Source organism: Nitrospirota bacterium (assembly GCA_040752355.1).
GTDB lineage: Bacteria > Nitrospirota > Thermodesulfovibrionia > Thermodesulfovibrionales > Dissulfurispiraceae > JBFMCP01.
The window spans coordinates 1-26,315 of sequence record JBFMHE010000030.1 but is presented as its reverse complement, the minus strand read 5'-3'; the positions used below and the strand labels follow the sequence as shown (position 1 = coordinate 26,315).

Annotated in this window: 24 protein-coding genes; 5 read left to right on the top strand and 19 right to left on the bottom strand. The window is 57.2% G+C overall.

Annotated elements, in window-relative coordinates; all coding sequences use genetic code 11:
• Nucleotides 1-210 precede the first annotated feature (210 nt).
• Nucleotides 211-1,677, top strand: coding sequence for an AMP-binding protein (locus AB1805_16215; GenBank protein ID MEW5746975.1), 1,467 nt, complete (start codon nucleotides 211-213; stop codon nucleotides 1,675-1,677).
• The gene (locus AB1805_16210) at nucleotides 1,659-2,513 is read left to right on the top strand and encodes a patatin-like phospholipase family protein (GenBank protein ID MEW5746974.1); all 855 of its coding nucleotides are present in this window, start codon (nucleotides 1,659-1,661) and stop codon (nucleotides 2,511-2,513) included. The genes AB1805_16215 and AB1805_16210 overlap by 19 nt, the downstream gene beginning before the upstream one ends.
• A 10-nt stretch (nucleotides 2,514-2,523) precedes the next feature.
• Here AB1805_16210 and AB1805_16205 read toward each other — a convergent pair whose 3' ends face one another.
• The 3 genes from AB1805_16205 to AB1805_16195 form a co-directional block, all read right to left on the bottom strand.
• Nucleotides 2,524-3,048 carry a UpxY family transcription antiterminator gene (locus tag AB1805_16205; GenBank protein ID MEW5746973.1) on the bottom strand — a complete coding sequence of 175 codons (525 nt, stop codon included), beginning with the start codon at nucleotides 3,046-3,048 and terminating at the stop codon, nucleotides 2,524-2,526.
• Nucleotides 3,049-3,158: 110 nt separating this feature from the next.
• Nucleotides 3,159-4,385, bottom strand: coding sequence for a hypothetical protein (locus tag AB1805_16200; protein MEW5746972.1), 1,227 nt, complete (start codon nucleotides 4,383-4,385; stop codon nucleotides 3,159-3,161).
• A gap of 224 nt (nucleotides 4,386-4,609) precedes the next feature.
• Nucleotides 4,610-5,755, bottom strand: a complete 1,146-nt coding sequence (locus tag AB1805_16195; GenBank protein ID MEW5746971.1) for a PEP-CTERM sorting domain-containing protein — start codon at nucleotides 5,753-5,755, stop codon at nucleotides 4,610-4,612.
• A gap of 338 nt (nucleotides 5,756-6,093) precedes the next feature.
• On the opposite strand from AB1805_16195, the gene AB1805_16190 reads away from it, so the two are divergent.
• The 3 genes from AB1805_16190 to AB1805_16180 are packed head-to-tail and all read left to right on the top strand — an operon-like array spanning nucleotide 6,094 to nucleotide 8,296.
• Complete coding sequence (locus AB1805_16190) at nucleotides 6,094-6,846, top strand: hypothetical protein (GenBank protein ID MEW5746970.1); 753 nt, start codon at nucleotides 6,094-6,096, stop codon at nucleotides 6,844-6,846.
• Between the two features lie 2 nt (nucleotides 6,847-6,848).
• Complete coding sequence (locus tag AB1805_16185; protein MEW5746969.1) at nucleotides 6,849-7,757, top strand: hypothetical protein; 909 nt, start codon at nucleotides 6,849-6,851, stop codon at nucleotides 7,755-7,757.
• Nucleotides 7,758-7,804: 47 nt separating this feature from the next.
• Complete coding sequence (locus AB1805_16180) at nucleotides 7,805-8,296, top strand: hypothetical protein (GenBank protein MEW5746968.1); 492 nt, start codon at nucleotides 7,805-7,807, stop codon at nucleotides 8,294-8,296.
• Between the two features lie 5 nt (nucleotides 8,297-8,301).
• On the opposite strand, the gene AB1805_16175 is transcribed toward AB1805_16180, so the two are convergent.
• From AB1805_16175 to AB1805_16100, 16 genes are all read right to left on the bottom strand, one after another.
• Entirely contained in the window at nucleotides 8,302-10,665 is a 2,364-nt protein-coding gene (locus AB1805_16175; protein ID MEW5746967.1) for an O-antigen ligase family protein, read from the bottom strand.
• Nucleotides 10,655-11,362: a CpsB/CapC family capsule biosynthesis tyrosine phosphatase gene (locus AB1805_16170; GenBank protein ID MEW5746966.1), complete on the bottom strand. Its 708-nt coding sequence runs from the start codon at nucleotides 11,360-11,362 to the stop codon at nucleotides 10,655-10,657. The genes AB1805_16175 and AB1805_16170 overlap by 11 nt, the downstream gene beginning before the upstream one ends.
• A gap of 13 nt (nucleotides 11,363-11,375) precedes the next feature.
• Nucleotides 11,376-13,517, bottom strand: coding sequence for a polysaccharide biosynthesis tyrosine autokinase (locus AB1805_16165; protein ID MEW5746965.1), 2,142 nt, complete (start codon nucleotides 13,515-13,517; stop codon nucleotides 11,376-11,378).
• A 50-nt stretch (nucleotides 13,518-13,567) separates the two neighbouring features.
• On the bottom strand, nucleotides 13,568-14,359 hold the full coding sequence (locus AB1805_16160; protein ID MEW5746964.1) for an SLBB domain-containing protein: 792 nt from the start codon (nucleotides 14,357-14,359) through the stop codon (nucleotides 13,568-13,570).
• 147 nt (nucleotides 14,360-14,506) lie between these two features.
• A complete protein-coding gene (locus AB1805_16155; GenBank protein ID MEW5746963.1) occupies nucleotides 14,507-15,820 on the bottom strand; it encodes an outer membrane beta-barrel protein in 1,314 nt (437 codons plus the stop codon).
• A gap of 34 nt (nucleotides 15,821-15,854) precedes the next feature.
• A complete protein-coding gene (locus AB1805_16150) occupies nucleotides 15,855-17,519 on the bottom strand; it encodes an MraY family glycosyltransferase (protein ID MEW5746962.1) in 1,665 nt (554 codons plus the stop codon).
• A gap of 331 nt (nucleotides 17,520-17,850) precedes the next feature.
• Nucleotides 17,851-18,318 carry a type II toxin-antitoxin system VapC family toxin gene (locus AB1805_16145; GenBank protein ID MEW5746961.1) on the bottom strand — a complete coding sequence of 156 codons (468 nt, stop codon included), beginning with the start codon at nucleotides 18,316-18,318 and terminating at the stop codon, nucleotides 17,851-17,853.
• Nucleotides 18,308-18,550, bottom strand: a complete 243-nt coding sequence (locus tag AB1805_16140) for a hypothetical protein (GenBank protein MEW5746960.1) — start codon at nucleotides 18,548-18,550, stop codon at nucleotides 18,308-18,310. Before AB1805_16140 ends, AB1805_16145 begins: the two co-directional genes overlap by 11 nt.
• 216 nt (nucleotides 18,551-18,766) lie before the next feature.
• The gene (locus AB1805_16135) at nucleotides 18,767-19,174 is read right to left on the bottom strand and encodes a PIN domain-containing protein (GenBank protein ID MEW5746959.1); all 408 of its coding nucleotides are present in this window, start codon (nucleotides 19,172-19,174) and stop codon (nucleotides 18,767-18,769) included.
• A complete protein-coding gene (locus AB1805_16130; protein ID MEW5746958.1) occupies nucleotides 19,162-19,431 on the bottom strand; it encodes a hypothetical protein in 270 nt (89 codons plus the stop codon). Before AB1805_16130 ends, AB1805_16135 begins: the two co-directional genes overlap by 13 nt.
• A 184-nt stretch (nucleotides 19,432-19,615) precedes the next feature.
• Nucleotides 19,616-20,554 (bottom strand): GDP-L-fucose synthase, encoded by a 939-nt coding sequence (locus AB1805_16125; GenBank protein ID MEW5746957.1) that lies wholly within the window; start codon nucleotides 20,552-20,554, stop codon nucleotides 19,616-19,618.
• Nucleotides 20,547-21,674, bottom strand: coding sequence for a GDP-mannose 4,6-dehydratase (gene gmd, locus AB1805_16120; GenBank protein ID MEW5746956.1), 1,128 nt, complete (start codon nucleotides 21,672-21,674; stop codon nucleotides 20,547-20,549). The genes AB1805_16125 and gmd overlap by 8 nt, the downstream gene beginning before the upstream one ends.
• A 42-nt stretch (nucleotides 21,675-21,716) precedes the next feature.
• The gene (galE, locus tag AB1805_16115; GenBank protein ID MEW5746955.1) at nucleotides 21,717-22,688 is read right to left on the bottom strand and encodes a UDP-glucose 4-epimerase GalE; all 972 of its coding nucleotides are present in this window, start codon (nucleotides 22,686-22,688) and stop codon (nucleotides 21,717-21,719) included.
• A 160-nt stretch (nucleotides 22,689-22,848) separates the two neighbouring features.
• On the bottom strand, nucleotides 22,849-24,933 hold the full coding sequence (locus tag AB1805_16110) for a S8 family serine peptidase (GenBank protein MEW5746954.1): 2,085 nt from the start codon (nucleotides 24,931-24,933) through the stop codon (nucleotides 22,849-22,851).
• Nucleotides 24,934-24,950: 17 nt separating this feature from the next.
• Nucleotides 24,951-25,388, bottom strand: a complete 438-nt coding sequence (locus AB1805_16105; GenBank protein MEW5746953.1) for a hypothetical protein — start codon at nucleotides 25,386-25,388, stop codon at nucleotides 24,951-24,953.
• 365 nt (nucleotides 25,389-25,753) lie between these two features.
• The coding region (locus tag AB1805_16100; GenBank protein MEW5746952.1) for a hypothetical protein at nucleotides 25,754-26,315 on the bottom strand (562 nt) is incomplete at its 5' end.

Below are 26,315 nucleotides of genomic sequence, written 5' to 3'. Positions count from 1 at the left end.
CCTGGAGGGATAGTAACAAGAGAATGTTTGAGCGCCAGAAGTTGAGGAAACGGCCTCAGAAAGCAGCTGCATAAAACCGGACATTTCTATTTTGGTAAAAATAGGACATTTCTATTTTGGCTTGACAATGATGGGAAACCATCTTGATTTTACACTGCAAATTCCTTATCATACCTCATGCTCAGCGACATTCTCCCTCTGGACAGGGTAATGAGGCGTCGGGCGGAGCTCACACCGGATCGGACCTTTATCAGGTTCGAGGGTTCCCGTTATTCTTTCCGCGACATCGACCGAAGGGCCTCGGATTTCGCAGCATTCCTCTCCAGAAGGAATTTCCCGAGGCAGGCAAAGGTCGCCATCCTCGCCCGCAACTGTCCCGATTTCATAGCCTCCTATATCGGCATTCTGAGAGCGGGAGGAGTCGCGGTGCCGCTGAACATTCTCCTCGCCCCGGCTGAGATAGCGTACATCCTCTCGGATGCCGACGCAGTGCTCTGCTTCTACGGAAGGGAAAAGAGCGACGTTGTGGAAGAGATCGGGAAGACCTGCAGCATCGAATTCACCCCTTTCGACGAAATTCGGGAGCCCGCGCAGCGCACTGTCCTGGCCGGAATAGAGAACGATTCGGACGAGATCGCCACCCTTCTCTACACCTCGGGAACTACAGGGCACCCCAAGGGAGCCATGCTCACCCACCGGAACATCGTCAGCAACGCCGTTGCCGGGACTTCGGCGCTGGCTGTTTCCGAGAGGGACCGCCTCATCGTCTTTCTGCCGCTCTCCCACTCCTTCACCTTTACCGTCTGCGTCGTAATCCCGATCCTGCTGGGGGCATCGATAACGCTGCTCCCCTCGGTAAAGCCCTTTTCGAACGTGATCAAGCGGCTCGTCCTGGACAGAGTCACCGTATTCGTGGCGGTCCCCATCGTCTATACCTTGCTCTCGAGGAAGAGACTCCCCTTTTTCTTCAGGTATCTTCTCAGTCTCCGGTTCTGCATCTCCGGCGCTGCGCCGCTTCCCCTCTGCACGCTCGAGGCGTTCGAGCGCGCCTTCCGGCTGCCGCTCCTCGAAGGGTACGGGCTCACCGAGGCGTCGCCGGTCGTCTGCGTCAACCGGATTGCACCCAGGAAACCGGGTACGGTCGGCCTTCCCCTTCCGGGGGTCGCGGTAAAGGTCGTCGATGACGAGGGCGTTGAGGTGTCCATCGACACTCCCGGGGAGCTCCTCGTAAAAGGCCCCAATGTAATGAAAGGATATTTCAAACGGGCTGACGATACGGCCATGGCGATCCGCGGCGAATGGCTCTGCACGGGGGATATTGCAGTCATCGACAAGGAAGGGTATATCAAGATTGTGGACCGCAAGAAGGATATGATCATCGTAGACGGGCTCAACGTATACCCGAGTGAAGTGGAGGAGGCGGCGCTCACCCATGCAGCGGTCAGCGACTGCGCCATGGTGGGCATCACCGGAGAGGGAGAGAGGGAGCTGCCGGTGATGTTCGTTACCGTGCAGAAGGACAAGGCGCTGAACGAGAAGGAGCTCAGGAGCCATCTCATGAAACGCATCGCTCCCTACAAGGTGCCGAGGAGAATCATCGCGGTAGAGGAGCTGCCGCGCTCGGCGACGGGCAAGGTCCTGAAGCGGGAGCTCAAGAAATGGCCGCTCTCCCTTTAAAGGCAAAAGGAGCGTCAGGCGAGCCGGTGACACTCATGCTCCTCGGGAGCGGCGTGAGGTTCCCCGCGTACATCGGCGGCCTCGTCGCACTGGAGGAAAAGGGGATCAGGATAGGCAAGATCATCGGCGCCTCTGCGGGAAGTATTATCAGCTCGCTGTATGCAGCAGGCAAGACCCCCCTGGAGATGAAGAAGATCGCCCTCGAGGTCGATATCACGAGACTCCTCGACAGGAGCCTGGCGGGCATCATCAGGGGAAAGGGGCTCTACCGCGGTGACCGCCTCGAGCAGTGGTTCGACGAGGCGCTCGAGGGGGCCCGCTTCGGCGATATCACCCGCGTTCCCCTCTTCATTGCCGCTACGGATATTCTGAACAATACTCCCTTCATCTTCTCGCGCTATAATTTCCCCGACTTGAAGATCTCCCGGGCAATTCGCTTCTCTATCGGTATTCCCTGGTTTTTCGCCTACCGTCCCTTCGAGCATAACGGGCGGCGTCATGTCTTCATCGACGGGAACTTCATGATCAACAGGATAGAGGATATGTTCGCCGACGACGGGAGATTCCTCGTCCTGCGCGCCCTGTCGCGAAACGCCGGCGCCCCTGCTGCCGAACCGCTCACCTTTGCCCGGTACTTCCAGAAAATCTTCACCATGATGATGAACGCCGTTGACAACGAGCGCGTCAGCGCCGAGCGCTGGAACAGCACGATCATCATCGTCTGCAACGATATCCAGCTCACCAAGTTCGATATCACGACGGACGAAAAGCAGTACCTTTTTGAAGAGGGGTATCGTCAGGTCAGAAAGTACCTCGAGTACAAATGGGGAGTCTGAAGCCCGGAGCTTAGATCGCCTCGACCTCGTCTGCGCAGATCGTGACACCGACGCTCTTGCTGAGGAGAACGATGTTGACGAGAAAGGTGAAATGAGGCCCCTTCTTCTCGAGCACCCCCTCGGCTCCCTTCAGCGGACCCTTCACGATCCTCACCCGGGTTCCCTCGGTAAGATGCGGAAAGACATTCAGCTCCTGCTCGCTCTCGACCATGAGCTTCAGGGAGTTCATCTCCTCCGGAGAGATCGAGGCCGGCTGTCGTTGACTGCAGACAAAAGAGACCGCCCCCCTGGTCTTGAGGGCGCCGGTATAGTCCCCGGAATGGGCCGCACACCGGACGAACAGATAGCCGGGGAAGAGGGGGAACTCGACGAGCCGCTTGCGGTCCTTCCACTGCCGCCACCTCTTCAGAGAAGGGAGATAGGCGGGTATTCCCTTCTTGCAAAGCTCCTCGCAGGTGACGAATTCATGCCGGGAGCGTACACGGAGCGCATACCAGCAGCGCTCATGATCGATGTTATTCGCACCGTCTTCCATTTCTCCCCTGCCTTTTCGAGGCATCGAAGGCCATACTCTCCGGCTGCCGTGGCGCAGCCGTCTCATACTACATAGCACCGTTTTCTTCCCTCTGCAAGGGGCTGCAGCCTTTAGAACTGCATCTTCCTCTCGTAGGAAACCCTCACGGTGAAGAGGACGATATGATTGTAATAATCACCGCTGTCATTTATCTTGTCATCGAGCCGGGCATAGGAGTATGAGAGCGCCGCATCCGCCCACGGCAGGATACGGTATGACAGGTCTCCCCCGGCGCGCAGCTCGTCGGTCTTGCGGGAGGCTGTCTCGAGGGATTTGTACTTGGTGAAGGAAAGGAATACTCCCCCCTTCCACCGCTCAGCCAGCTCTCTCGTGACCCGGAACGTGTACGCCTGGCTTCTGAGCGGCTCCCCGTCACTGACCCCCGAAATTACCGCCTGTCTGAACCCGACGGTAGCAGCACCCCTCTCGTACCGCTTCGTCAGGCTGACGCCGCCGGTAAAGCCCGTGCTCCTCCTGCCGGTATCGTCGATCTCCGTAAGAGAGATACCGCCGCTCGCATTGGCATCCAGGGTCGGGCTCACCTTGTAGGACAGGCCGAGGGTATAGTCCTGGGAATCGGCATCGCTCCTTCCCTTGTAATCAAATACCGTATACTTCGCATTCGCGGAGGCGGTAGTCCGCTCTCCTATGCGGTAGGAGAGAGAGAGAGCCGCTGAAGGCGACCTCAGATCGCTGGCGTCGTCCTGCTCATAATCGCTCGAGGTGTAGCCGAGCCCCAGTGTCGCTGCCATCTGGGGATTGATCTGGTAGGACAGCGTACTGTTGATCATATTGACGGTCAGCTCGCGCTTCTCTCTTATAAGCCCCAGAGTGGGCTCTTCAAAGCGCACGCTCCCGACAGGAACACCTTGAGGACCGATCACGGTAAACCATGGACTCCAATGGTAGCCGACGACCCCTATCGTATCTATCGTCTCCCTGGATTTCACAAAAACATCACTGACTGAAAGAGTGAGCCGCTCGGAGAGCACGAAGGATCCTCTTCCGCTGAAGCGGTGGGAGGTGCTGTCCTCACCCTCGTTTTTGCTGTACCGGTTGAAGGTCGCGGCGTAGCCGAGCCCTGCCTCCCCTTTCGGAAGGCGAAGTGAGAGATCGAGCCCCGGCGAGATCCGGGTGATGAAATCGCTCTCCCTGTTCTCCCTGGTCAGCCGGATATTATCGTTGTACTCTTCCGCCAGGGAAAGGGACAGCCGCGGCGTCAGCTCATAGGCCATGGCATCGTTGAAAGAGAAAAAGACAGAGGCTGCGAGCACTCCAAAAATAAAACGTTTCATCATGCCTCCCTCACGCGTCACAAGGGTATTTCACCGCTGCGCTGAAGCGCATGCTGATACCATAAACGCACCATTATAGCATATCCCGCACGCACAAACGCCCATGGTGACCGCGATAAAGAACAGGAAACGGGGAGAGTATAACCACGGAGGCCGGAAAAGAAGATTCGGCAGCGAGGGAGACCGCATCGGCAGTCTCCCTCATACTGCCGTGGACGATCTGCGATTCAGCTCTTACGCCGCTTTCTCAGAAGCGCCAGGCCGGCGATGCCCGCTCCCAGCAGCAGGAACGACGAGGGTTCGGGAACGGCCGGGTTGGTCGGCTGCCCGTCGAGCTCCCAAACGATAAGGGTGCCGGTGTCGTTCGGATCGATGAGTGCAGGGCCGAAAGTGGTAGAGAAGTCGGAGAGCGCGGTGCCGAGCCCGTCGGCAAAGCTGAAGACGTCGAGGTACGCATAGAAGTCGAGCGTATGCCCGACGATGGCGTCGAACTCGAGCCGGAGCAGCCCGGTGTCGAAGCCCAGGTGATGGCTCACGCTCGTATCCTCATCGTAGCTCTGTACATAGCTGGTGTCGCTGCCGGAAAGATCGATGCCCGTATTGGTGGAGGCGCCCCACGAGTACTCCGCGTAGCTCGAAAAGGAATATCCCCAGTAGGGTTTGTAGACCCGCCCTGCCTCTATATCGGCGTCGGCGCCGAACGAGACGCTGCGGGGGGTGTACCACCCCTCCCCGGTATCGATCCGCACCAGGGGGTCCTTGATACTGAGGCCTGCCATCATGTGCGGGAAGGCGTTGCCGCTGCCGGGCCAGCTCCTGCCGGTGGCGCGCATCGAGCCGTCGAGGCGGACATCGAGCCGTATCCGGGCGGTGTCACCCTCATTCAAGCCCGAGTTGCCCGGCAGGACGGTGAACCTGTTCCTTATTTCGCTTTGCGACCACGACTCAGAAAAACCGGCCCCGTTCGAGATGACGTTCGTGCTTCCGCGCAGCACGCGGTCAGCTGCGCTGGCATACCCGCTCCCGAAGGCGGCGGAGTGGCCGGCGCCGATAGAGATGCCGACGGGGAGGCCGCCGCTCATGCTCGGGTAGTCGTTGTAGCTGACACTCCCTGTTTCGGACTGGTATCTCCTGACCATCGAGTACTGGGCCTCGTTATGGCCGTCGTGCGTGCCGACCGACGTCTTCGTGTTCGACGAGTAGATGAGCGTCGGGTCGCCGGGAGAGGGGGGGAGCCCTATCGATCCGCTCGTGACGTATTCGCTGTAGGTCATCTGAGAAACTTCGAGGTAGGAGAGCGGAGTTGCGAAGGCTGCGCCGGCAGCCGACAGCATGACTAAAACGAACATCAGACAGACTCTTTTCTTTATCATGACATCACCTCATTAATCGTTATACCCTATAAAAAGCAATATGCATGCCGCTATTAACTCATTGATTTAATGGAGCTACGATAATCAGGCAGCGGATCGATTGTTAAGAAATCCGACAGTCTTGTCGGAAAAGTTTACACTTTTGGCCATTTCAGGCAAAATCTGAAGAGCAAAGGCGGCAAGAGCGTGGAGGGAGAATGGCACAGACGGGAAGTCAATGCAGTTCTGAAACAGAGATATTCTGAACATGATTGACTTGCGTGCGGGCAGCCACTAAAATAACGTAGAAATCAGGGGGTCTGTTCCCGGCCGAGGTATCGCGTCTCCAAGGAGGTTGCATGAAATATATTTATTACATCGCCGCTGCCATTGTCCTGGTATCAGGCGGCGTCTTCTCTTATCTGGCTGCCAACACTTCCTCTCAGAAGAAGGCGGTGCTCATTATCAACGATCGACGTATCTCCGAAGAGGAGCTCGATGCCCTTTATGCCTCCAAGCTGCCCTACCCCCGGGAGAAGAGCGAATTCATCGATGAGCTGATCACCAGGGAGCTCCTGATCCAGGAGGCGCGGAAAGCAGGGATCGACAAGGAGGAGCCGTTCAGAAAATCGATCAAGAACTTTTACGAGCAGTCATTGACCAAGGTGCTGCTCGACAGGAAGTTCGCCACGATGAGCATCACGGTGAGCGACGATGAAGTGAACAGCTACCGGACCTTTCTGAGCAGCAGGCTGCACTTTACCGTTCTCAATGCCGAGAGCAGGGAGAAGGCGCTGAAAGGAAACTATCAGGGAGAGGAGCGCCGGATAGCGTATTTCGACGACCTCGCCGATGCGGTGAAGTATCCCCTCTTCCTCCTCAAAGAGGGAGAACAGAGCGGTCCCCTGCGGATAGGAGACCGTTACTATGCGGTCAGGCTCGACCGCATTGAGGTGATGAAACAGCCCACCACCGATATTGCGGATGCCGGGATACGCCGGATACTTACGGAATGGAAGAGGGAGAGGATGATCAACGACTGGATCGAGGGCCTGCGCGACAAGGCATCGATAACCATACCGGTTTCAGGCAAAGAGACAGCGAGGGGGTGAGCATGCGGCAAAAGGGGAATCTCAAACGGCGGCATTACTTCATCAACAAGGAGCTCCAGGGAAAGTATACCTTCTACTTTTTCCTGATGGTCACGCTCGGGAGCATCGCCTTTACCGTGATCTTCAGCCTGCTGGCGTCGGATTCGCTTACTATCGTGTACGAAAATTACGATATCCGGCTCGGGAAGACCCCCGCGATGCTCATTACCGAGATACTGAAGGCGCACTGGATATTCATTCTCGCCAGCGGGATCATCGTCTCGGTCCTCTCGATCTTCCTGACCCACCGGTTTGCAGGACCGATCTACCGCTTCGAGCGGTCCGTCGACGAGATGATCCGGGGCGACGTGAGCTTCGACATCCGCCTGAGAAAGCACGACTCGGGGAAGGAGCTCGCCGCGCTGATGAACCTCTTTACCCTGACCCTTTCCTCGAAGATCAACGAGATGAGACGCCTTGTCGAAAGTGCCGACAGACATATCGAGGAGACCCTGGCGAAGCTCCCTTCCGGGAGCGGGAGAGCCGGCGATGCGCTCACCAGGGTAAAGGAGCTCAATGCACGCCTCAGGACGGTACTCTACAGCTATCGCACGAAAGAGACCCCTGCTTCGCCTGACCCCCCGCTCCGCGTGAAAGCGGATACGGATACGCTCCAGGAGACCCTCCACGCGGTCGATAAGATAAGAGAGTTCAATGAGCGGCTCGAGGAGCTTATGAGCAGCACGATGATCAACAATGAAATGGCCTGCATCGCCGGCAGCATCGAGAGCTACCTGGCCCAATTCTCTGCAGACCTTCCCGGCAGGAGCAGGGAGGCGCTCACCGAGACGCTGGAGGTCCTCAACCAGATACGGGAGCTCAGCACAAAACTCGATACCATCATCCGCAACGACCGGGAGCGCCGTTCCTAGTGCCCATGCAGTCAGCTCTCTGCAGGAGATTCCTCATAGGCTGGATCATGGTTGTGGCGGTATCGCCCTCATTCGCCTCTGAGATCGAGACCCGTTACGCCACGGTCGTATATGAACGGGAGGAGCTGCTCAAGAGATTCAATGACGAGCTGCGGCTGAGAAGCCTCTCCTATATGATGAGAGGCAGAAGCAGCATGACCCTGAGCGACGAAGTGCGCAACAAGGTGGAGGTGGTCATCGACCGGGTCCAGAACGTGCTCGAGATGTTTCCCCGGGGCATGAAGTTCAGGATCGTGCTCCTTGCCTCGGAAGAGGACGTGGCAAAGGTCTACCGCACCAAGTACTACAAAAACGCCGAGTTCATCGCCTTTTATGCCCCCCGGGAGAAGACTATCTATGTCTCGGTGCGGGATGCCACGCTCCATGTGCTGGCCCACGAGGTGGCGCACGTCGTCATCGACCACTACTTCGGCATCTCTCCCTCGGTGAAGATCCACGAAGTGCTCTCCCAGTATGTCGAGGCGAACCTCGAAGACTGACTTCTTCATCCCCCGCCCCGTATGGGGGTGAGGAATTCGAGCCTCTGCCGCGCCTCCCTGTTCCCCTGGTCGAGCAGGAGCGCCTTCCTATACGCCTCCATCGCGCCGTGATACATCCCGAGTCTTTCATAAGCGACCCCGGCAGTGGAGCGGAGCCGTGAGTCATCGGGGAAGCAGGTAATCGCCTGCTGCATGACGGAGAGGGCCTCTTCGTAACGCTCTTTCTTCGTGTAGTATCTGAAGACTTCGTAGAAAAATGCCTGTTTGACGGTCTTTTCACGAGAGACGAGCTGGAGCGCCTGCCGGTAACGGGCGTCAGCCTTTTCATCACTGCCGATGCCGGCCAGATAGGCTGCGGCAGCGAGATGGGATTCGACACGCTCGGGCAGAATGCCCAGTATGTCGTCGTCGGTGAGGCCGTTCAGGACCATGAAGGTGATGAAATCACGGGTACGATGGGGCGAGATCGAGAGCGCCTGTGCGAGCTGCTTCAATCCCTCCTCCTTTCTTCCCTGCGAAAGAAGCCAGGAGGCGAAGGTTATGTACCGCTGCGGGTCCATACGGCCGTAGACGGTCCCCTTCGAAAGCAGCCTTTCTGCGGTGCCGGGCTGCGCCATTGCGGCATAGGCGGTCCCCAGGCGCTGCAGCTGCTCGCCATCGGAGGGCTGCAGCGCGAGGGCCTGCCTGTTCGACTCGAGCGCCTGTTCGTGCTCGAGGAGCAGGCTCTCGAAGTGAGCGCGCAGGGCGTGGTAGTGTGCGTTCAATGGATCGAAGAGCGCCGCCTTTTCCGCAAGCCCCTTCACGGCGAGGAGCTCCTGCCGGGGGGTCGTAACGTCGAACCGCTCCTTTTTGAAGAGCGAATAGGAGAACCCGGCAGCGAGCACGCCTGTGTTGATTATGACGCTGACCAGCAGCCCCGCGCCGGCGGCGCCTCTGGCGAGCCGTGGCAGCGCAGCGCCGGGCCTCTGCTGCCGCGGCTCGAGATAGGTGCTGCCGAGGCCGTCGCGCAGGCGCGTGTGGGCTGCCGAGACCGCCAGGCCGCAGAGGAAGAAGAAGTAGAGGCCGTTCGAGCCGATCCTGAAATTGAAATCGGTGAAACCATGCAGCAGCAGGGCGAGGATGCCGGTGATACTGCCGATATAGAGATTGATCGCAGAAGAGTCTTTTCTCCCTGTATACATCCTGAAGCTCCTCGCCACGACCGCTGCTATGAACCAGGCCATGAGCGCCATGGCGATGAGCCCGCCTTCGGCGAGCAGCTCCATGTAGTCGTTATGCGCGTGATCGATAACGCGCAGCTCGCGGGCGGTCTGGTACCGGGGGTAGACCGAGCGGAAGCTCCCGAGGCCGGCGCCGGTGACCGGAAAATCCTTTGCGATCTCGAGACTGTCCTTCCAGACGGTCGGCCTCAGGTCGACGATATCCCCCTCGGCATCGGTTATCTTCTCGAACCTCTGGATAATCGGCTCCCAGCCGAACCACCCGACCGCCAGGACGATGGTCGCGAAGACCGCTATGATAGCGGCCCCCCTGCTCTTGTTCCTCCTCCGTCCGAGAAAGAGCAGCCCGAAGACCACCATCGAGAGAGAGAGGCTGACGATCCCTCCCCGGGAGATGCTGAGGAAGATCGAGGCGGCGATAAGGACCATGAAGAGGCCGATCAGGAGGTAGAGGTTCGTCTCCTTCCGGCTGAGCAGCCCGGCGATCCGGTCGCGGAGCGACTCATAAAAGACCCTGGGCTTGAGCGTAAGGAAGAAGGCCAGGGCGAGGGGAAAGACCATTGCCATGAAGCCGGCGTAGTGGTTCCTGTTCACGAAGGGGCCGAAAAAGGCGGGATTGCTGAAGGACAGCTCCCTGAACCAGAATATCTTCTTCGCGTTGAAGAGGTATTGGAGGATGCCGGTGAGCGCCAGCGCCGACGAGAGGACGAGCACCACGGTAACGGTCCTTCTCAGGAGCTCCTTTCTCGTGAGCAGCTGTACCGTGAGGACGTAGAAGGCCGCATACCCGCTCAGCCTCAGGAGCTCCATGAGTGTAGCACGCTTGTCGAGCGAAAGCGAGACCCATGACAGGGGCTCGATTATGCCGATGGTCCCGGCATAGACGGCCCAGGTCTCCGGGGATACGAGCCTCACCAACCCGGCAGGCAGGGGTGCGAGCTGCAGCAGGAAGAATCCGAGGAGGAGCAGCAGCGGGAGCATCCCCGGGACTCTATAGAACACCGTTTCCCTGCTCTCGAGAAGAGAGAGCAGCAGGCCGAGAAAACAGAGGCCGTTCATTACGGCGAACGACCACGGCTCGACGCTGCCGAAGGCGAGGGGCGAAAAGACGAGCGCTGCGACGAACGCCGCGTAACTCTTACGCGGCATGCAGCAGCTTTCCGGCCAGCACCGCTTCGGGATGTGCAGTGACGAGCCTCATCGCCCTCTCCTTCCCTACGATCTCCTCGGCGACACGCAGCCCTTTCGACAGGACCGGCGGCCGCCACTCGGTCGAGTGCGCATCGGTAGCGATGAAGCTCACCGCCCCCCGCTTCAGGAGATGGACCGCGCAGTCCCGGATATCCTGCCCGAACTCCCCTGCCAGGCTGCCGGCGGTGATCTGGACGAGTACAGTGCTCTCGACGAGCTGCAGCAGGGTCTCGGGGTTGTTGATGACCGAGGGGTTCCGCTCGGGATGGGTGATGACCGGGATATACCCCTTGATGCTCATGGCGAAGAGGATATCCCTCGTGTTGATCGGAAGGTGGGTATAGGGGAACTCGAGGAGCAGGTAGTCGCTCCCGTTGATCGTGTAGCCGCGGAGCAGGTCGGGGTCGAGCAGGGCATTGACATCGGCGCCCTGGAGAACAGCGACCGGGATCCCCAGCCGCGACAGCTCCCGGTTGAGCTCCTGCACCTTCTGCGTGATGATCTCCGCGGGATAGACCTCTTCCGTCACATGCGGCGTCGCCACGATGGCGGTGATGCCGTCTGCAGCGGCGATCCGCGCCATCGCTATCGATTGGCCGATCTCCGCGGGGCCGTCGTCGATTCCCGGCAGTATATGGCAGTGGAGATCGATCATGCGTCCCGAACGCCTATCGCTTCGCCTCTTCGGGCGCGGAAGAGTAGTAGTAATTGTAGTAGTGGTATTTGTCTCCTTTTTTCACGTCCATGCCGTTGATGACGATGCCGAGGACATGCGCCTTGAGGTCGGCGAGCGACTTCAGGCCCCGCTTTATCATATCGTAGGTGGTCGCGCCTGCGCGGGTGACGATGATCGTGCCGTCGAGCGCCTTGCTGAGCATCAGGCTGTCGGCCACCGAGAGGAGCGGCGGCGAGTCGCAGATGACGAAGTCGTAGTCCTTTCCTAACGCTGCGATCATCTCGTTCATCCTGTTCGAGCTGAGCAGCTCCGAGGGATTGGGGGGGATGGGGCCGGACGGTATCACGTCGAGGTTCGGCAGCGGCCCCTTCTGCATCACCTTCATGTCCGACGCGCCCGCGAGGTACGTGGAGAGGCCCTTGCCGTTATTCAGCCCGAAGACCTTGTGAATGCGCGGCTTCCTGAGGTCTGCATCGATGACCAGCACCTTGTACTCGGATTGGGCGATGGCCATGGCGAGGTTTACCGATGTCGTGGTCTTGCCCTCCTCGGGGCCCATGCTCGTCACGAGTATCTTCCGCTGCGGTCTGTCGGCGGAAGAGAGCAGGAGCGCCGTTCGCATCGCCTTGTAGTTCTCGGTGACCGGCGAGGTGGGCTCCCTCATGACGATGCCCTCCAGGGCGCCCTCCTTCAGGAGCGACACCATGCCGTAGACCGGCACGCCGAGCCGCGCTTCGACCTCCTCGGGGGTCTTGACCGTGTTGTCGAGATATTCGACGAAGAAGGCCATGCCTATGCCGCCGAAGAGCCCGACGATGAGCCCCAGAAAGACGTTGAGCGCCTTGCGCGGCTTCGCAGGAGACTTCGGCAGCTCGGCCCTCTCGACCACGAGGACATTGACGGTCGAGCCCTGCTCGGTGATGCTCTGCTCCTTGATCCGCTTCATCAGGGCCTCGTAGAGCTGCCGGTTCGCCTCCACCTCGCGGTTCAGCGAGCCGTACTCCATGAACTTCTCGTTCACGTTCAGCGCCTCGGACTTCGTCTCGCCGAGGAAGCGGTTCAGCGTCGCCACATTCGACTTCGCCATGTCGTATTCGTTCCTGATCGAATCGATGATCCTCCTGATCTCCTGCTCGCGCTTCGCCTTCAGCACATTGAGGTCCTCGAGGGCGCGCGTCATGGCGGGGTGCTTCTTCCCGTACTTCTGGGAGAGCTCCATGATGGTCTGCTCTGCCTTGAGTATCTGCTGCCTGATCGCCTGGAGCGAGGGGTCGGAGGCGACGACCGAGACCGTCTCCGCTTCATCGAGGTTGCCGCCCAGGTCCTTCACCTTGGCATACAGGATCTCGAGCTGTTTCTTCTTGGTCTCGGCCTGGACGAGCTGGCTGTTCAGCTCCGCCAGCTTCTGGGGGACGATGGCGATCTTGTTCTCCATCGTCACGATATTGCGGTCCTTCACGTACTCCTGGAGACCCTTCTCGGACTTGTCGAGCTTCTCCCGCTCCTCTTCGGCCTTCTTGGTCATCCACTGGATCGCGTAGCGGGTGGAGCTCATGTTCAGCTCGAGCAGCTGCTCGATGTACGCCCTCGTCACCGAATTCGCTATGGCCCGGGCGAGCTCGGGGTTCGGCGCGTAGTAGCGGATCTCGACGATCTTGCTGTTCTTGACCGGCTTCACCTCGATGTTCTCGCTGATCATCTTGGCCATCATGTCGGCCTTGGTCATCGCGGGGTCCTCTTTTTCAGCGGAGGAACCGCCGCCGAACGAGAAGAGGCCGCCGAACCACCGCAGCGCGCCGCCGATAAGCGAGTAGCCCTTGATCTTGTCGGGATCGTAGGTCTTGTCGAGCCCGAGCAGATCGACCACTTTCCGCGCCACCGCAGTGCTCTTGATGAGCTGGTACTGGGTCTCGTGGAACTCGGGGTCGTAGGGGGTATATGCCGCAGTGGTGAGGGAGCGGCTGTCGTTCCGGTCGATGAGGATCTTCGTCGAGGCCATGTAGAGCGAGCGGGACGAGAGGGTCCCGACGACCACGAGAATGAAGACGATAACGAAAAAGGTGGCCACGGTATGGCGCCGTTTGGTGACGACCTTCAGGTAATCCCGTAAATGTATTTCCTTCTCTTCCATCATATGCTCCTGTCGGGACTAGAGTCTATTGTTGCCCAGGGGACTCTCCCTTGTCAGAAAAAGCTTTCGGGCACCACGATGACATCGTCCGGCATGACCGGCTCGTCCATCTTCACCTTCTCGAGCACCCGCTCCCTTCCGTCGACCTTCCTGATGATCTTCACCCTGGTCGTCGACGCCTTGTCGCTGAAGCCGCCCGCATAGGTGATCGCCTTGATGACCGTCGTCCCCTCTTCGAATTTATAGGCATCGGGCTTCTTGACCTCGCCGTTCACATAGAACATGCCCGCCTTGCTCACGAAGATGCTGTCCCCGTCGATGATCGGGATATCCTGGGCCGTGTCGCCTTTATCGATAAGGCGCCTCAGGTCTATGGCAATGACCTGTTCCCTTTTATCAGGTCCGTCGGTCTTCCTCTTCACCGTCGCCTTGTCGCCGGCGTCCTTCGAGAGGTCGCCCGCCTTCGACAGCACTTCGAGGAAGGTGGTATAGCCCTTCAGCTCGTAGAGCCCCGGCTTGTTGACCTGCCCGATCACCGTCACCTTCTGGCTCCTGAACTCATCGATGAAGATGGTCACCTGCGGAGAAATGACATAGCCGTCGGCGAGCAGTGAGGCGAGCTTCTCCGATACCTTTGCGATGGTGAGGCCCTGTATCCTGACCTCGCCGATCAGGGGAAAGAGAATCGATCCCTGCCCGCTCACCCGTGCAACCGTGGTGAGGTCGGCATGATCGTAGACCATTATCTTCAGTACATCTCCCTCGCCTACGATATAATCCTGCTCTGCACGCGCAGGAGCGCTGAGGGCGAGGAGAATACCCACGAGGACAACAAATCTTCTCATTACGAAACAACCCCTCTCTGAGAGTCTGCGTTTATTGTCTGAGCGGCGGGCGGCACGGAGAGTGCGCCCGCTTCATGGGGCGGGCGCACTCTCCTCGTGAACGGCATACAGGACAGAAAAGCGCTTCCGAAAGAGCGGTCCCGCACATCAGAACGAACCGGTGACGGTGAGCGCCACCGTGTTGTTCGTGTAATCAAAGAACGACAGGTTCGAATCTCTCTTGCTGAACGTATACCGCGCCTCGGCGCTGAGCCACTCCTTGAATCGGTACTGGACGCCCGGTCCGACTCCGTAATACTTGTCTTTCCTCTGTTTCGTCTCGCCGCCCGCGGTGACCGGATCTCCCTTGTACTGTTCATCGGCGAAGGTGAGCAGCAGCGATCCGGTGATCTTGCTCGTGACCCGCTGGCGGTAGTGGACACCGACGCTGTTGGTCAGGACATACTGCGTTGTGCGGAGGTCGGACTCGCTGAATCTCCGCGCTGCGATGACGCTCACCGAGGTCTTGGTGGTGAACGAATGCTGCACCTGCGCCTCGAGGAGGACGTTGTCTTTATTCCCGACTGTCGAGTTCTCGAAATCCTTGGTGCCGTACCCGGCCTTGAGCATGATCCTCGACTTGTCGGTCACCTCGCGGCGGGCGCCGACAAAGACGTGGTGCTGTTTGCTGCTCGGGAGCGTGCTCTCGTCGTAATCGACATCGATGAACTCGTACTGCCCGAAGACCGACGTCCGCGGCCCTATCCGGTAGAAGATATAGCCCGAGGCCGAATTGTCCTTGCGGTCCCTGAAATTGTCGTTGTCGGTCGTGTAATCGAGGAGATAGTTCGCGTAATCGGCACGGAGCGTCAGCCGGTCGCTGATCTTGTAGGTCAGGATCGTGCTGAAGTAGTTGGCGTTATACTCGTCAAGGGTGATGTCGTCGCCCGTAGCCCGGCCGCGCACGTCATGCGTCTTGGCGAACTGGTTCATCACATCGACAGAGAGCCCTCCCCGGAAATTATACTGGAACACGCCCTCGGCGAGATGGTTGTCCGTATTTTCCGAGGAGTTCCGGGCAAAGATTTCTATATCGGCGCGGTAGAGCGCGTACGCCTGGTAGCGGCCCGGCGCACGCTCGAGGAACCTCGTCGCCGATGCGCCGCCGGGGGCCACGCTCGCGGTCGAGATTTCCATGACCCTCTCCTTCACCCGGGGAACGGCAAACCAGATGCCGGGAGAGAGGACCGTCACGAAGTCGTCCTCCTTGTTGTCCTTCGTATTGAAGACGTTGTCCGTATAGTATTCGGTCACCGAAAGGAACGGGTGCACATAGCCGCCCCGCCGTTCGAAGATATCGCCGGCGATCCCGCCGGTAGTCCTCTCCCGGCCTATGGGCGGGGTGACCTCTTCTGCAAACGAAGGAGCTGATGCAAGGACAAGCGCAGCGAGCACAACCAGGATTCCGAGCTTTTTCACCATGAAGTATGTCTCCCTTGCAGTTATGTTCATGAGTCTACGGTATCGACGGGCTTACCGGAGGGGGAGTGCTGAAGGGCCGTCCACCGCCCCTGGACCCGGGAGGAGTTACAAAAGACGGGGGCCCGAAGCCGCGGCCCGGTCCGCCATAGGCGAGGACTACATCGTCCCTTCCCATGATCTCCGCCACGGTCGCCGCGTCGGCGCATACGCCGGTGGCGCTCCGGGCAATGACGTCGGGCGACACTCCTGCGGCGATGGCGCCGAAGATCGCATCCTCGACCGAGATCCCGATTTCGCAGGCAGCCTCGAAGACCGCGGGCGCAACGTTGCCGGCGAGGAGAGCATCCTTGACAACGTCGCGCGGCCCCTTGCCGGCGCTGAGCTCACTCTTCATCGACGCTGCAAGACTGTTTGCTGCGCCGTTGGTTGCGGACAAGACAGGACTCTGAAACAGGAAGACTACTGCAAGCACTGCGAGGACCATCAATGTCAGACGTTTCATGGCGATTCCTCCCTTGAGCGTATGAAAGATTAACAGAGTTTTCTTTTTATAGTCAACGACTATGCTCGTATAGTACCGCAGGTGCTTTTGCCCCGTCTCCCCGAGCGGCGCCGCACCTCTCTTCACCGCGATATCCGCAGAGAATGAGCCGATGAGGTGAACGAAGAAATAGAGCGCAAAAATGAGGAACAGGTAATGGTCCGGCGCCCGCATCACGGTCGCGTAGAGCGCGAAGAGCGAGAGGAGCGACGATATCAGGAGGATGATCTTTACCGTCGATGCGTGGGAATAGCCCATTCTCATCAGGAGATGGTGAAGATGGTTCTTGTCGGCGTGGAAAGGGCTCTTGTTCTCGAGAACCCTCTTGAGCATCACCGCAATGGTATCGACGATGGGCACTGCCAGGATCAGCACCGGGAACATCGGCGAAATGCGGGTCCCCTCATGCTGTGTCAGGTCGATCGAGAAAAAGGCGAGCGCGAACCCGAGGACGAGGCTCCCCGCGTCGCCCATGAAGAGCGTTGCAGGATGCCAGTTGTAGCGCAGAAAGCCGATGAGAGCGCCGACCAGCGCAAGGCTCAGGAAGAGGAGGTCCGGGCGGTTATCGATGAATGCAGCGGCTCCGAAAGAGACGAACGCCACGAGCGCTATGCCGCCCGCGAGGCCGTCGAGGCCGTCGGACATGTTGATGGCATTGATCACCCCGACCGTACAGAAAATCGTGACCGGGATAGCCATTATGCCGAGCTTTATGACGCCCAGCGACAAGAGGTCGCCCAACGAGAAGAGAAAGGTCTTGCTGAGATGCATCATGAGAATGGCGGCGAAGATCTGCGCCAGGAACTTCCACCGATGGGTGAACTCGCGGTAGTCGTCGAAAAAACCGACGATGAGCAATATCACTATCCCTGCATAGAGCCCGCTGAACGAAGCGCGGGGTACGAACAAAAGGGAGCAGACGAAAAAGGCTGCCGCCATGCCGATCCCCCCTATCAGCGGCTTGGGGATGAGGTGCACCTTTCTCTCCTGGGGATAGTCGAGCAGCCCTATGCGGACCGCAGCGCGCGAAAGCACGGGAAGGAGGAAGAGGATGACCGAGAAAGACGTCAGCGCGGTGAGCGCTGCCATGAGCATCTGCAGCTTCGCTGCATATCCTGCCGGTGCGATGTCGGGGGACAAGAAACCGAGGGCCTGCATGCTGTCTCACCTTGCCTTTCTTTGAGGGAGAATCTTCCACTGCTTCACTACCGCTCAAGCAAGGTTGATGCCAGATTAAATAATATTAATAATCAAGACCTTTTCCCGATAAAAACACTAAGGCATGCTCATTCCGGTCTATTCTGAGCCGGTCATTTTGAATAATTGCATGCAGTGCAGCGCCTCGTTAAAGGACCAGCCTCTGCCATTTTCGACATATGACGCGGAAAAGGAAGGAGGGAGTGGAGATGAAGGTACGGCGCCGGAGGCAACGGGGCTCCCGGAGACAATGGGGTGATATCTACAGATCGGCAGGCTTATAAACACGAAGTCATTTTAACCGATCAAAGTCACTATCATTCGTCGCCAGATTTGTCAACTTTAAATCCCTCATCGCAGCTATCATGAGAGAGTCATTGGTTAAAAGGCCTTCGGTCAATCTTACCCTTGAGCTTTTCTTTAGGAGCTTATTCGTTAAAGGAATAATCGTTATATTCATCTCACTGATCTTTTCGACATTGCTCGCATAGGTTGAGAGCTTCTTTACAATTTCAGGACTCTCACTCAACCTCTTAACGGGATTTTTACTCTCTATATAGCCCTTTTCAATCGCCTCGGCGACCATCGATCTATGGAGCACTTCCGACAAAACAGAGGTCAATGTGTATCCTGTGAGCTCGCCTCTTGCACAGCGCAGAAGCAACTCCCTGCACTCCCCCGACTGTGCGCCGAAATTGTAGATGAAAATATTCGCATCGATGAAAATATCGTCGTCTTTTTTGAGATCGCTAAACCTCATACTCCAGCTCTTTATCTTCTGCGATATATTGAAGACTCTTTTTATCCAGGCTTATGCTCCCCCATGTCTTTTCTACTGCTGAAGCGGCTTTGCGGGTGCTGAGCTTTTGTTCTTTTTTCGTTCGACGGCTTAATAACTCAAGGAAGTCCAGCGCTTCTTTCTTCTTGCTCTCAGGCAGGATTCTTAATAGGTTAAGCACCTCGGCCTCGGAAAGCTTCTTTATCTTCGGCATCACTAGCCCCCTTCAATGCTATGTTATGTGTAGTATATCACAGGGGATCACCGCCATCTCAATTAAAAAATCCTCTCACTGAGCCTTTCAACACTCCCTTGAGGTCCACCTCTTCCACTGCTCCAGTTTCTGTTGTCTTTGCCTGGTCTTTTCGAGGATGACGCGGAGGAGGAAGGAGGGAGTGGAGATGAAGGTGCAGCGCCGGTTATTGTTTCTTCAGCCGGGGATAATTTCTAGTCGTTTACAATGTCGCGGATGATAAATGGAAAAATCACTCTTGTCAAGAGTGAAAATCGTTCTTATTCTCTTAACCTCTGCTATTAAAACAAGGGTTGCATCCGCCAAGTCCATCGGCTTATCGAAATATTTTCCCATCAATTCTTTCAGACGACCGCAGTCGGATGCGGGAATATCATAGAGGTCAAGCCCTCCAGCGATAACAAAATCCCAGAGTTCCCGCTGCCCTTTGTGCCAGTCGCCGAGAAGATAAAAAGCTTCCGTCAAAACGGGCCATGACGTTATAAGCGGAGATTTTATCTTCTTGAGGGTTGCCCTGCAGATTTCATGCAAAGGCTCTGATTCATCAAAAAGGGCCACGATAGGACCGGTGTCTATAATGACCATTTTTTCCGTTTTGTCTCAAGCTTTGTTTTCAGGATCTCCTTCTGCTTTAAAACCCTTTTCCCATGCCCGCTGCCGCCGGCCGTGTGTATCGGCTCATAAATCTCCCACGGAGTCTTTTTCTTTTCCTTGATAATTCTCAGGCAGTACTCCCTCACCGAGTTCCTGACAACCTCTGACTTTGTCATGCCCAGAACCCCTGCTGCCTTCTTAAGGACTGTCTCGGTCTCTTTGTCGAAGCGTGTACTCGTCGGCATCATGCACCTCCTGTACTACATTATGTAGGACAATGTCCCTGGCTGTCAAGCCTCCTATTGCCTGATCTGAAGGAGGGAGTGGAGATGAAGGTGCAGCGCCGGAGGGAGCAGGGCTCCCCATCTGCTCAATCACCTGAGATGCTCTGTACAATGGAATAAAAAATTCCAGTGAGGTAAAACAGACGTTTCACACAAACTTCGCGAACCAGTTGTAGGTATCACGAATGCCCTCATTCAGTCCAATCCTCGGCTCCCAGCCCAAAGCTCTCAGTTTCGACACATCGAGAAGCTTCTTCCCCGTGCCATCCGGCTTTGAATGATCCCAGACGATCTCCCCCGTGAAGCCTACGATATCCCGCACCATCTCCGCAAGGTCCTTTATGGCAATATCTTTACCTGTTCCGATGTTAACAATATCGTTGCCGGTATAGCGTTCCATCAGGAACAAGCAGGCATCGGCAAGGTCATCGACATGGAGGAACTCCCTGAAAGGCGAGCCCGTCCCCCAGAGGACAACGGGAACGGCCTTTCCTTTCTCCATGAGTATTTTCGCCTCATGGAATTTGCGCAGCAGGGCGGGGAGCACATGTGAGGTCTTGAGGTCGAAATTATCGCCCGGACCGTAGAGATTGGTCGGCATGACAGAGATGAAGTCGGTCCCGTACTGCCGGTTATAGGCCTGGCACATCCTGATGCCCGCGATCTTTGCGACTGCATAGGGCTCATTGGTCGGCTCGAGCTCGCCGGTCAGCAAATATTCCTCTTTCATCGGCTGCGGGGCGAGTTTGGGATAGATGCAGGAGCTGCCGAGGAATAGAAGCTTTTTCGCCCCGTACTTGTAGCAGGCGTGGATGACATTGGTCTGTATTACGAGATTGCTGTAGATGAAGTCGGCAGGATAGGTGCTGTTGGCGACAATCCCTCCTACTTTTGCGGCAGCGAGAAAGACATATTCGGGCATGACCTCCTGAAAAAAGGCCTCCACATCGGCCTGCCTCCTGAGATCGAGCTCGCCGCTGGTGCGGGTGACGATATTGCTACAACCAGCCCTCTCAAGCCGCCTCACCAGAGCCGAGCCCACAAGCCCGCGGTGACCGGCCACATATATGCGGGCATCCCTATTCATGATAATTGAACGCCTTGAAGCCCTCTCTCTTGCAGAGCATGTCGCGCTTCGCCTCTTCGAGGTCTGCCGCGACCATCATGGCAACCAGCTTCTCAAACGTCACCTTGGGTTTCCATCCCAGCTTTCTCTTCGCCTTTTTGGGGTCGCCGAGCAGGAACTCGACTTCGGTGGGCCTGAAGTAGCGCGGATCGACTTCAACGAGGACTTTGCCTGTCGCAGAATCGACGCCTTTCTCTCCACTGCCCTTTCCCTTCCATGCTATCATGATGCCCGCTGCGGCGAAAGCATGCTCTACGAACTCTCTGACCGAATGGGCCTTCCCTGTAGCGATGACATAATCGCCGGGCTTGTCCTGCTGGAGCATGAGCCACATGGCTTCGACATAATCAGCGGCATATCCCCAGTCTCTCCGGGCGTTCAGATTGCCGAGATAGAGTTTTTCCTGGAGGCCGAGCTTCATCCGTGCTACCGCCCGCGTTATCTTCCTGGTCACGAAGGTCTCGCCCCTGATCGGTGACTCGTGGTTGAAGAGAATGCCGTTGCAGGCGAACATAGTATATGCCTCGCGGTAGTTCACCGTAATCCAGTAGGAATAGAGTTTTGCTGCAGCATAGGGGCTGCGGGGATAAAAAGGCGTCTTCTCGGTCTGCGGTATTTCGTGCACGTTGCCGTAGAGTTCCGACGTGGAGGCCTGATAGAATCTCGTTTTATCTTCCAGCTTCAGTATCCTGATGGCTTCGAGCAGCCTCAAAGTCCCGAGGGCATCGGCATTGGCCGTGTATTCAGGGGTCTCAAAGGAAACCTGCACATGAGATTGTGCGGCCAGGTTGTATATCTCGTCAGGCTGGACTTCCTGGATAACACGGATCAGATTGGTAGCATCCGTAAGATCGCCGTAGTGGAGGGTGAAGCTCAGCCCCTTCTCGTGGGGATCATGATAAAGATGATCTATCCGGTTGGTGTTGAAGAGCGAGGCCCTCCTCTTAATGCCATGGACTTCATATCCTTTGCCGAGAAGGAGCTCCGCAAGATAGGCGCCATCCTGTCCGGTGATACCGGTAATAAGGGCGACTTTAGCCCTGGCTGCCCGTACATTCTTTCTACTGTTATTGCTTCCCATAGCCGTTCCTTTCATCAAAGCTCTAAGAAGACGACTCTGCGTTTATAGTCTCCTCTCCCACTCCCATGCTGTTCTAATGATATACTCCAGATTGTCGAACTGCGGGCTCCACCCGAGCGCCGCTTTGATTTTCGTGCTGTCAGCCACGAGTGCAGGAGGATCGCCCTCCCTCCTGCCCGTCTCCTCTACGGTGAAATCCACGCCCGTGACTCTCTTCGCAGCCGCAACGACCTCCCGAACGGTATAGCCGTGGCCATAGCCGCAGTTGAGGATCGTGCTCCTGCCTCCGCTGGCGAGATAGTCGAGCGCCTTCACATGGGCATCGGCGAGGTCGTCCACATGGATATAGTCGCGGACGCAGGTGCCGTCCGGGGTATCGTAATCGGTCCCGAAGATCAGAAGTTTCTCGAACTCTCCCTTGGCGGTCTTGAGCGCTCGGGTGATGAGGTGTGTCGCCTCTTTGTACGCCTGCCCTATCCTTCCCTTGCCATCGGCGCCTGCCACGTTGAAGTAGCGGAGAGAGACATAGGTGAAGTCATTCCGGGCAAAGGAGATATCTTTCAGCATGAATTCGGTCATCACCTTCGAGGTGCCGTAGGGGTTGATCGGCCGCAACGGGGCCTCTTCGGCAACGGGAATGGTTTCCGGTATGCCGTAGACCGCGGCGGTCGATGAAAAGATGAACTTCCCGACCCCGGATTCGCCCGCGACTTCGAGAAGGTTGAGTGTATTGGCCGAATTGTTGCGGTAGTATTTGAGCGGCTCCCGCACGCTCTCGGGGACGACGATGGAGGCGGCAAAATGCATGATGGCATCGGGCTTGAAGTTTCTGATCGCGGTCCTCAGCATCTCTTTATCGGCGAGATCCGCCACTACGAGGTCGCCGTGCAGCACCGCCCACTTGTTCCCTGTCGAAAGATTGTCGTAGGTGACGACATCATGGGAATGTTCACCCAGCGCTTTCACCACATGACTGCCTATATACCCGGCGCCGCCGGTCACGAGAATTTTCACCAGTTTCCTCCTGGATAAATCCAGCCTTTCAAATTATGCCATAACAAACCTTCCTTTATGATACCTGATTATCCGATGCCTTTAAAGCATAAAAAAGAGGGGACTGCAACGATACAATATGTGGATACACCTAGTAGCCATTACTGTGGACCAAACGATATTACCACCTGCCTGCAACCGGTATATCTCCTGTCATACCGAAACTATAGACGCCATCGATACCGGCGTCCCATTTGCCGTTACCATTTAAGTCGAGATACCACGTACCACCCCTCAGGACGCCGATTTCTGTTCTCCCATCTCCGTTCCAATCGCCGGTAATCGGAATATCCCCTGCCATCCCGAAGGTCGCTACACTATCGATGCCTGCATCCCATCTGCCGTTGCCATTGTCGAGATACCACTTGCCGCTTCTGAACGTGCCGATCTTCGTCGATCCACTGCCGTCCCAGTCGCCGGTTATGGGAATATCAGTAGAGAGGCCGAACGAATAAACCGCGTCTGTCCCCGTATCCCATACATCGTTATCGTTCATGTCCAGGTACCATTTGCCGGCACGAAATACCCCGATCTTCGTCTTGCCCGCAGCATCAGCATTCCAGTTTCCGGTAATCGGAATATCCCCTGCCATCCCGAAGGTCGCTACACTATCGATGCCTGCATCCCATCTGCCGTTGCCATTGTCGAGATACCACTTGCCGCTTCTGAACGTGCCGATCTTCGTCGATCCACTGCCGTCCCAGTCGCCGGTTATGGGAATATCAGTAGAGAGGCCGAACGAATAAACCGTATCAATCCCAACATTCCACGTACCGCTGCCGTTGTCGAGATACCACTTGCCGTTCCTGAAGACGCCGATCTTTCCGCGGTTGAGGAGCTTGTAGGCTCCCTCAATGTCGAGAAGGCCGTAGCCTGCATCATTGTCGGGTCCTGCGGGCCCGAGGTCCCGGGCCGATCTTTTGATGGCATCCTCGAGCTCTGCGACCGTTGACTTCGGGAATGCGCTCCTGAGCATAGCGACCGCTCCGGCCACGTGAGGAGCCGAAAATGACGTGCCTTCCCATGCCGCATAGGAAGGCAATCCGCCGAAAGAGAGGTCTGCTGTCCATATGTCCGAGCCGGGGGCGACTACATGCGGGAAAATGCCGCCGTCGCACGATGACGGGCCCCGGCTGCTGAAGAGTGCAACGTTGTCCCCGTAGTCGCTGGCTCCCACCGCAAAGGAGCCGGGATTGTTTGCGGGGCTCTCGCTTGTCGATGTGTTAGGCCCGGAATTGCCTGCCGAAAACACGACGGCAATCCCCGCAGCCCTGAGCGTCTGTATATCGGGCTGAAACTCGGTGATACAGCCCAGGACACAGTTATTGCTCTCATCGCAGAGACTCCAGGAATTGTTTACCACATCCGGGGCATCATCGGTGGAGGGATTTCCATCCGGGTCGAGGAGCCATTGGAAGCCCTGGTGAATCGCGCTCAGCGTACCGGTGTCGTTATCATCCCATATCTTTACCGCGATCCACTGCGCGCCCGGCGCTATTCCGATCGCTGTTTCACCGGCGCTTCCGCCTACCATGACGCCCATCGTAGCAGTGCCGTGGCCATGGTAATCATAAGGGATGGCATGCTGTCCGTAGGGGTCGAACCAGCTGTTCGTGCCGCCGCGCCAGCGCCCCGTGAGGTCGGGGTGCTGCAGGTCCACGCCGGTATCCATAGTGGCGACTACGGCCCCTTGCCCTACGATGCCGCGGTTCCAGAGCAGCGGTGCCTTGACGCGCTCGATGTTCCATTCCGGCATCACGTTCTCGCTCAACACCGGCGTCGGGGCGTAAACGGTCAGGTCGGCGGTGATGCTCTCTATGCCGGGGAGGCCTGCCATCTTCTCGATCACCTTGCGCGGTGCGGTGACCGCCGCAGCATTCTTGATCCAGAGGGAGCGGAGCTTCTTTGCAGCCTTGCCTTTGAGGAACTCCCTGAAAGGCTTCTCCGAGGCGGCAGACCTCTCTTTGAGCGCAGCGATAACAGCGGTCCTGCGGGCCCTCTTGTCACGCTTCCCGGGCTCGAGTGCTGTATCGAGGGCAGGCCTGCCGGAAAAATTCACGATCACCGGGACTTCGTCATCGGGTCCCAGGGCAGCGAGCTTCTTCCTGAGCCCGGGATCTATCGTACCGGCCCCGGCCTCTGCGGTAAGGAGTACAATAAGAGCTATGGTCACGTGAAAGAAGATCTTAAAGCAGTTGCGCTGCATGCCTGCTCTCCTCCGGCTCATTCGACGATGAGGTTTTCGGCCTTGAAGTCGCCGATGACCACGGTCACCTTACTTCCCTTTTTTATGTAATTCCCGGGATTGGCGAACATCACGAAATAGTTTTTGTTCGCCACCGGCTTTCTGGTGTTGCGGAGGGCGCCGACCTTCGGGGGCTCGGGGACGATGAATTGAGCGCCGGTAGCCTGGTCGATCAGATGCGGCTTGGTCTTCCGGTCGAAGAGCGGGGCGGCCTTTTCGGGATCGAGCACCCGGTAGCGGAAGTCGAGCATGTAGCCGTTCGCCGACTGCCGCAGCCCTAATACTCTAATACCCCATTTCTCCTCTAGCGATGCGCTGGCGGCAGCGACTGAAGTCACCGCTTCCTCTGCAGCCCGGAGAGGGCTCAGAACCAGCATGAAAGAAATCGCTATCACAACAGCACTAATAAGTCCCATGGTTTCACGCCCCTCTTATTTCCATAAAATTGTACATACCTTCATATAATTGTTACCCAAAAAAATCCCCTTGTCCATTATTTCCTGCAGTGTAATCATATGCTTCTGCTGCAGGAGAACTAGCGACATTATACATGAATGACATAGTATGCCAAAGATGTCAGCAAGAAGGATACCTGATTTCATACCCTTGCAATAACAAACACTTACGTTTGAGATAGCGTGAAGGTGAAAGTAAGGCAGTGCATTATGAATAATCCATAATACACTACTTACAATATCTCGCCCACGGGAAAAAATTTAAAGGGAAGAGGAGCATTCCGCCCTCTTCCCCTGCTTGAGCATCACTAGTCACGTAAACAGCATCACCATCTGCCCGTGACCGGCAGGTCAGTAGCAAGACCGAAGGTGTAGCAGGCATCGATGCCACAGGGGTCGAGCACGCCATTACCGTTCAGGTCGAGATACCATGTACCGCTGCGGAACACGCCTATCTCCGTCTTTCCGTCGCCGTTCCAGTCTCCCGTAACCGGCTTATCGCCTGTCTGGCCGAAGCTGAACGTTTTATCTATCCCTGCATCCCATATGCCGTTACCATTGGCATCAATATACCAGTTGCCGGCCCGGAAGGTGCCGATCCTCGTGGTTCCACTGCCGTCCCAGTCGCCGGTCACGGGACTATCAGTCGCGAGCCCGAAGGCGTAGGTCAGATCGACGTCTGCATTCCATGCGCCGTTACCGTTGGCATCCAGGTACCATTTGCCGGCACGGAAGACTCCAATGTCTGTCCTGCCATCACTGTTCCAGTCTCCCGTAACCGGCTTGTCGCCCGCGAGGCCGAAGGTCAGGACCATGTCTCCCCCCGCATTCCAGGCACCGTTGCCATTGTCCAGATACCATGTGCCGTTCCTGAAGGTACCGATCTGG

Excerpts from the sequence above, each read along its gene's own strand:
- AB1805_16135 (MEW5746959.1), bottom strand. The coding sequence starts at position 19,174 with ATGGTCATTATAGACACCGGTCCTATCGTGGCCCTTTTTGATGAATCA.
- AB1805_16190 (MEW5746970.1), top strand. The coding sequence starts at position 6,094 with ATGAAATATATTTATTACATCGCCGCTGCCATTGTCCTGGTATCAGGC.
- AB1805_16150 (MEW5746962.1), bottom strand. The coding sequence starts at position 17,519 with ATGCAGGCCCTCGGTTTCTTGTCCCCCGACATCGCACCGGCAGGATAT.
- AB1805_16155 (MEW5746963.1), bottom strand. The coding sequence starts at position 15,820 with ATGGTGAAAAAGCTCGGAATCCTGGTTGTGCTCGCTGCGCTTGTCCTT.
- AB1805_16215 (MEW5746975.1), top strand. The coding sequence starts at position 211 with ATGAGGCGTCGGGCGGAGCTCACACCGGATCGGACCTTTATCAGGTTC.
- AB1805_16180 (MEW5746968.1), top strand. The coding sequence starts at position 7,805 with ATGGTTGTGGCGGTATCGCCCTCATTCGCCTCTGAGATCGAGACCCGT.
- gmd (MEW5746956.1), bottom strand. The coding sequence starts at position 21,674 with ATGGGAAGCAATAACAGTAGAAAGAATGTACGGGCAGCCAGGGCTAAA.
- AB1805_16210 (MEW5746974.1), top strand. The coding sequence starts at position 1,659 with ATGGCCGCTCTCCCTTTAAAGGCAAAAGGAGCGTCAGGCGAGCCGGTG.
- AB1805_16205 (MEW5746973.1), bottom strand. The coding sequence starts at position 3,048 with ATGGAAGACGGTGCGAATAACATCGATCATGAGCGCTGCTGGTATGCG.
- AB1805_16200 (MEW5746972.1), bottom strand. The coding sequence starts at position 4,385 with ATGATGAAACGTTTTATTTTTGGAGTGCTCGCAGCCTCTGTCTTTTTC.
- AB1805_16160 (MEW5746964.1), bottom strand. The coding sequence starts at position 14,359 with ATGAGAAGATTTGTTGTCCTCGTGGGTATTCTCCTCGCCCTCAGCGCT.
- AB1805_16140 (MEW5746960.1), bottom strand. The coding sequence starts at position 18,550 with ATGCCGAAGATAAAGAAGCTTTCCGAGGCCGAGGTGCTTAACCTATTA.
- AB1805_16195 (MEW5746971.1), bottom strand. The coding sequence starts at position 5,755 with ATGATAAAGAAAAGAGTCTGTCTGATGTTCGTTTTAGTCATGCTGTCG.
- AB1805_16125 (MEW5746957.1), bottom strand. The coding sequence starts at position 20,554 with ATGAATAGGGATGCCCGCATATATGTGGCCGGTCACCGCGGGCTTGTG.
- AB1805_16130 (MEW5746958.1), bottom strand. The coding sequence starts at position 19,431 with ATGATGCCGACGAGTACACGCTTCGACAAAGAGACCGAGACAGTCCTT.
- AB1805_16105 (MEW5746953.1), bottom strand. The coding sequence starts at position 25,388 with ATGGGACTTATTAGTGCTGTTGTGATAGCGATTTCTTTCATGCTGGTT.
- AB1805_16110 (MEW5746954.1), bottom strand. The coding sequence starts at position 24,933 with ATGCAGCGCAACTGCTTTAAGATCTTCTTTCACGTGACCATAGCTCTT.
- AB1805_16145 (MEW5746961.1), bottom strand. The coding sequence starts at position 18,318 with ATGAGGTTTAGCGATCTCAAAAAAGACGACGATATTTTCATCGATGCG.
- AB1805_16185 (MEW5746969.1), top strand. The coding sequence starts at position 6,849 with ATGCGGCAAAAGGGGAATCTCAAACGGCGGCATTACTTCATCAACAAG.
- AB1805_16165 (MEW5746965.1), bottom strand. The coding sequence starts at position 13,517 with ATGATGGAAGAGAAGGAAATACATTTACGGGATTACCTGAAGGTCGTC.
- AB1805_16175 (MEW5746967.1), bottom strand. The coding sequence starts at position 10,665 with ATGCCGCGTAAGAGTTACGCGGCGTTCGTCGCAGCGCTCGTCTTTTCG.
- AB1805_16170 (MEW5746966.1), bottom strand. The coding sequence starts at position 11,362 with ATGATCGATCTCCACTGCCATATACTGCCGGGAATCGACGACGGCCCC.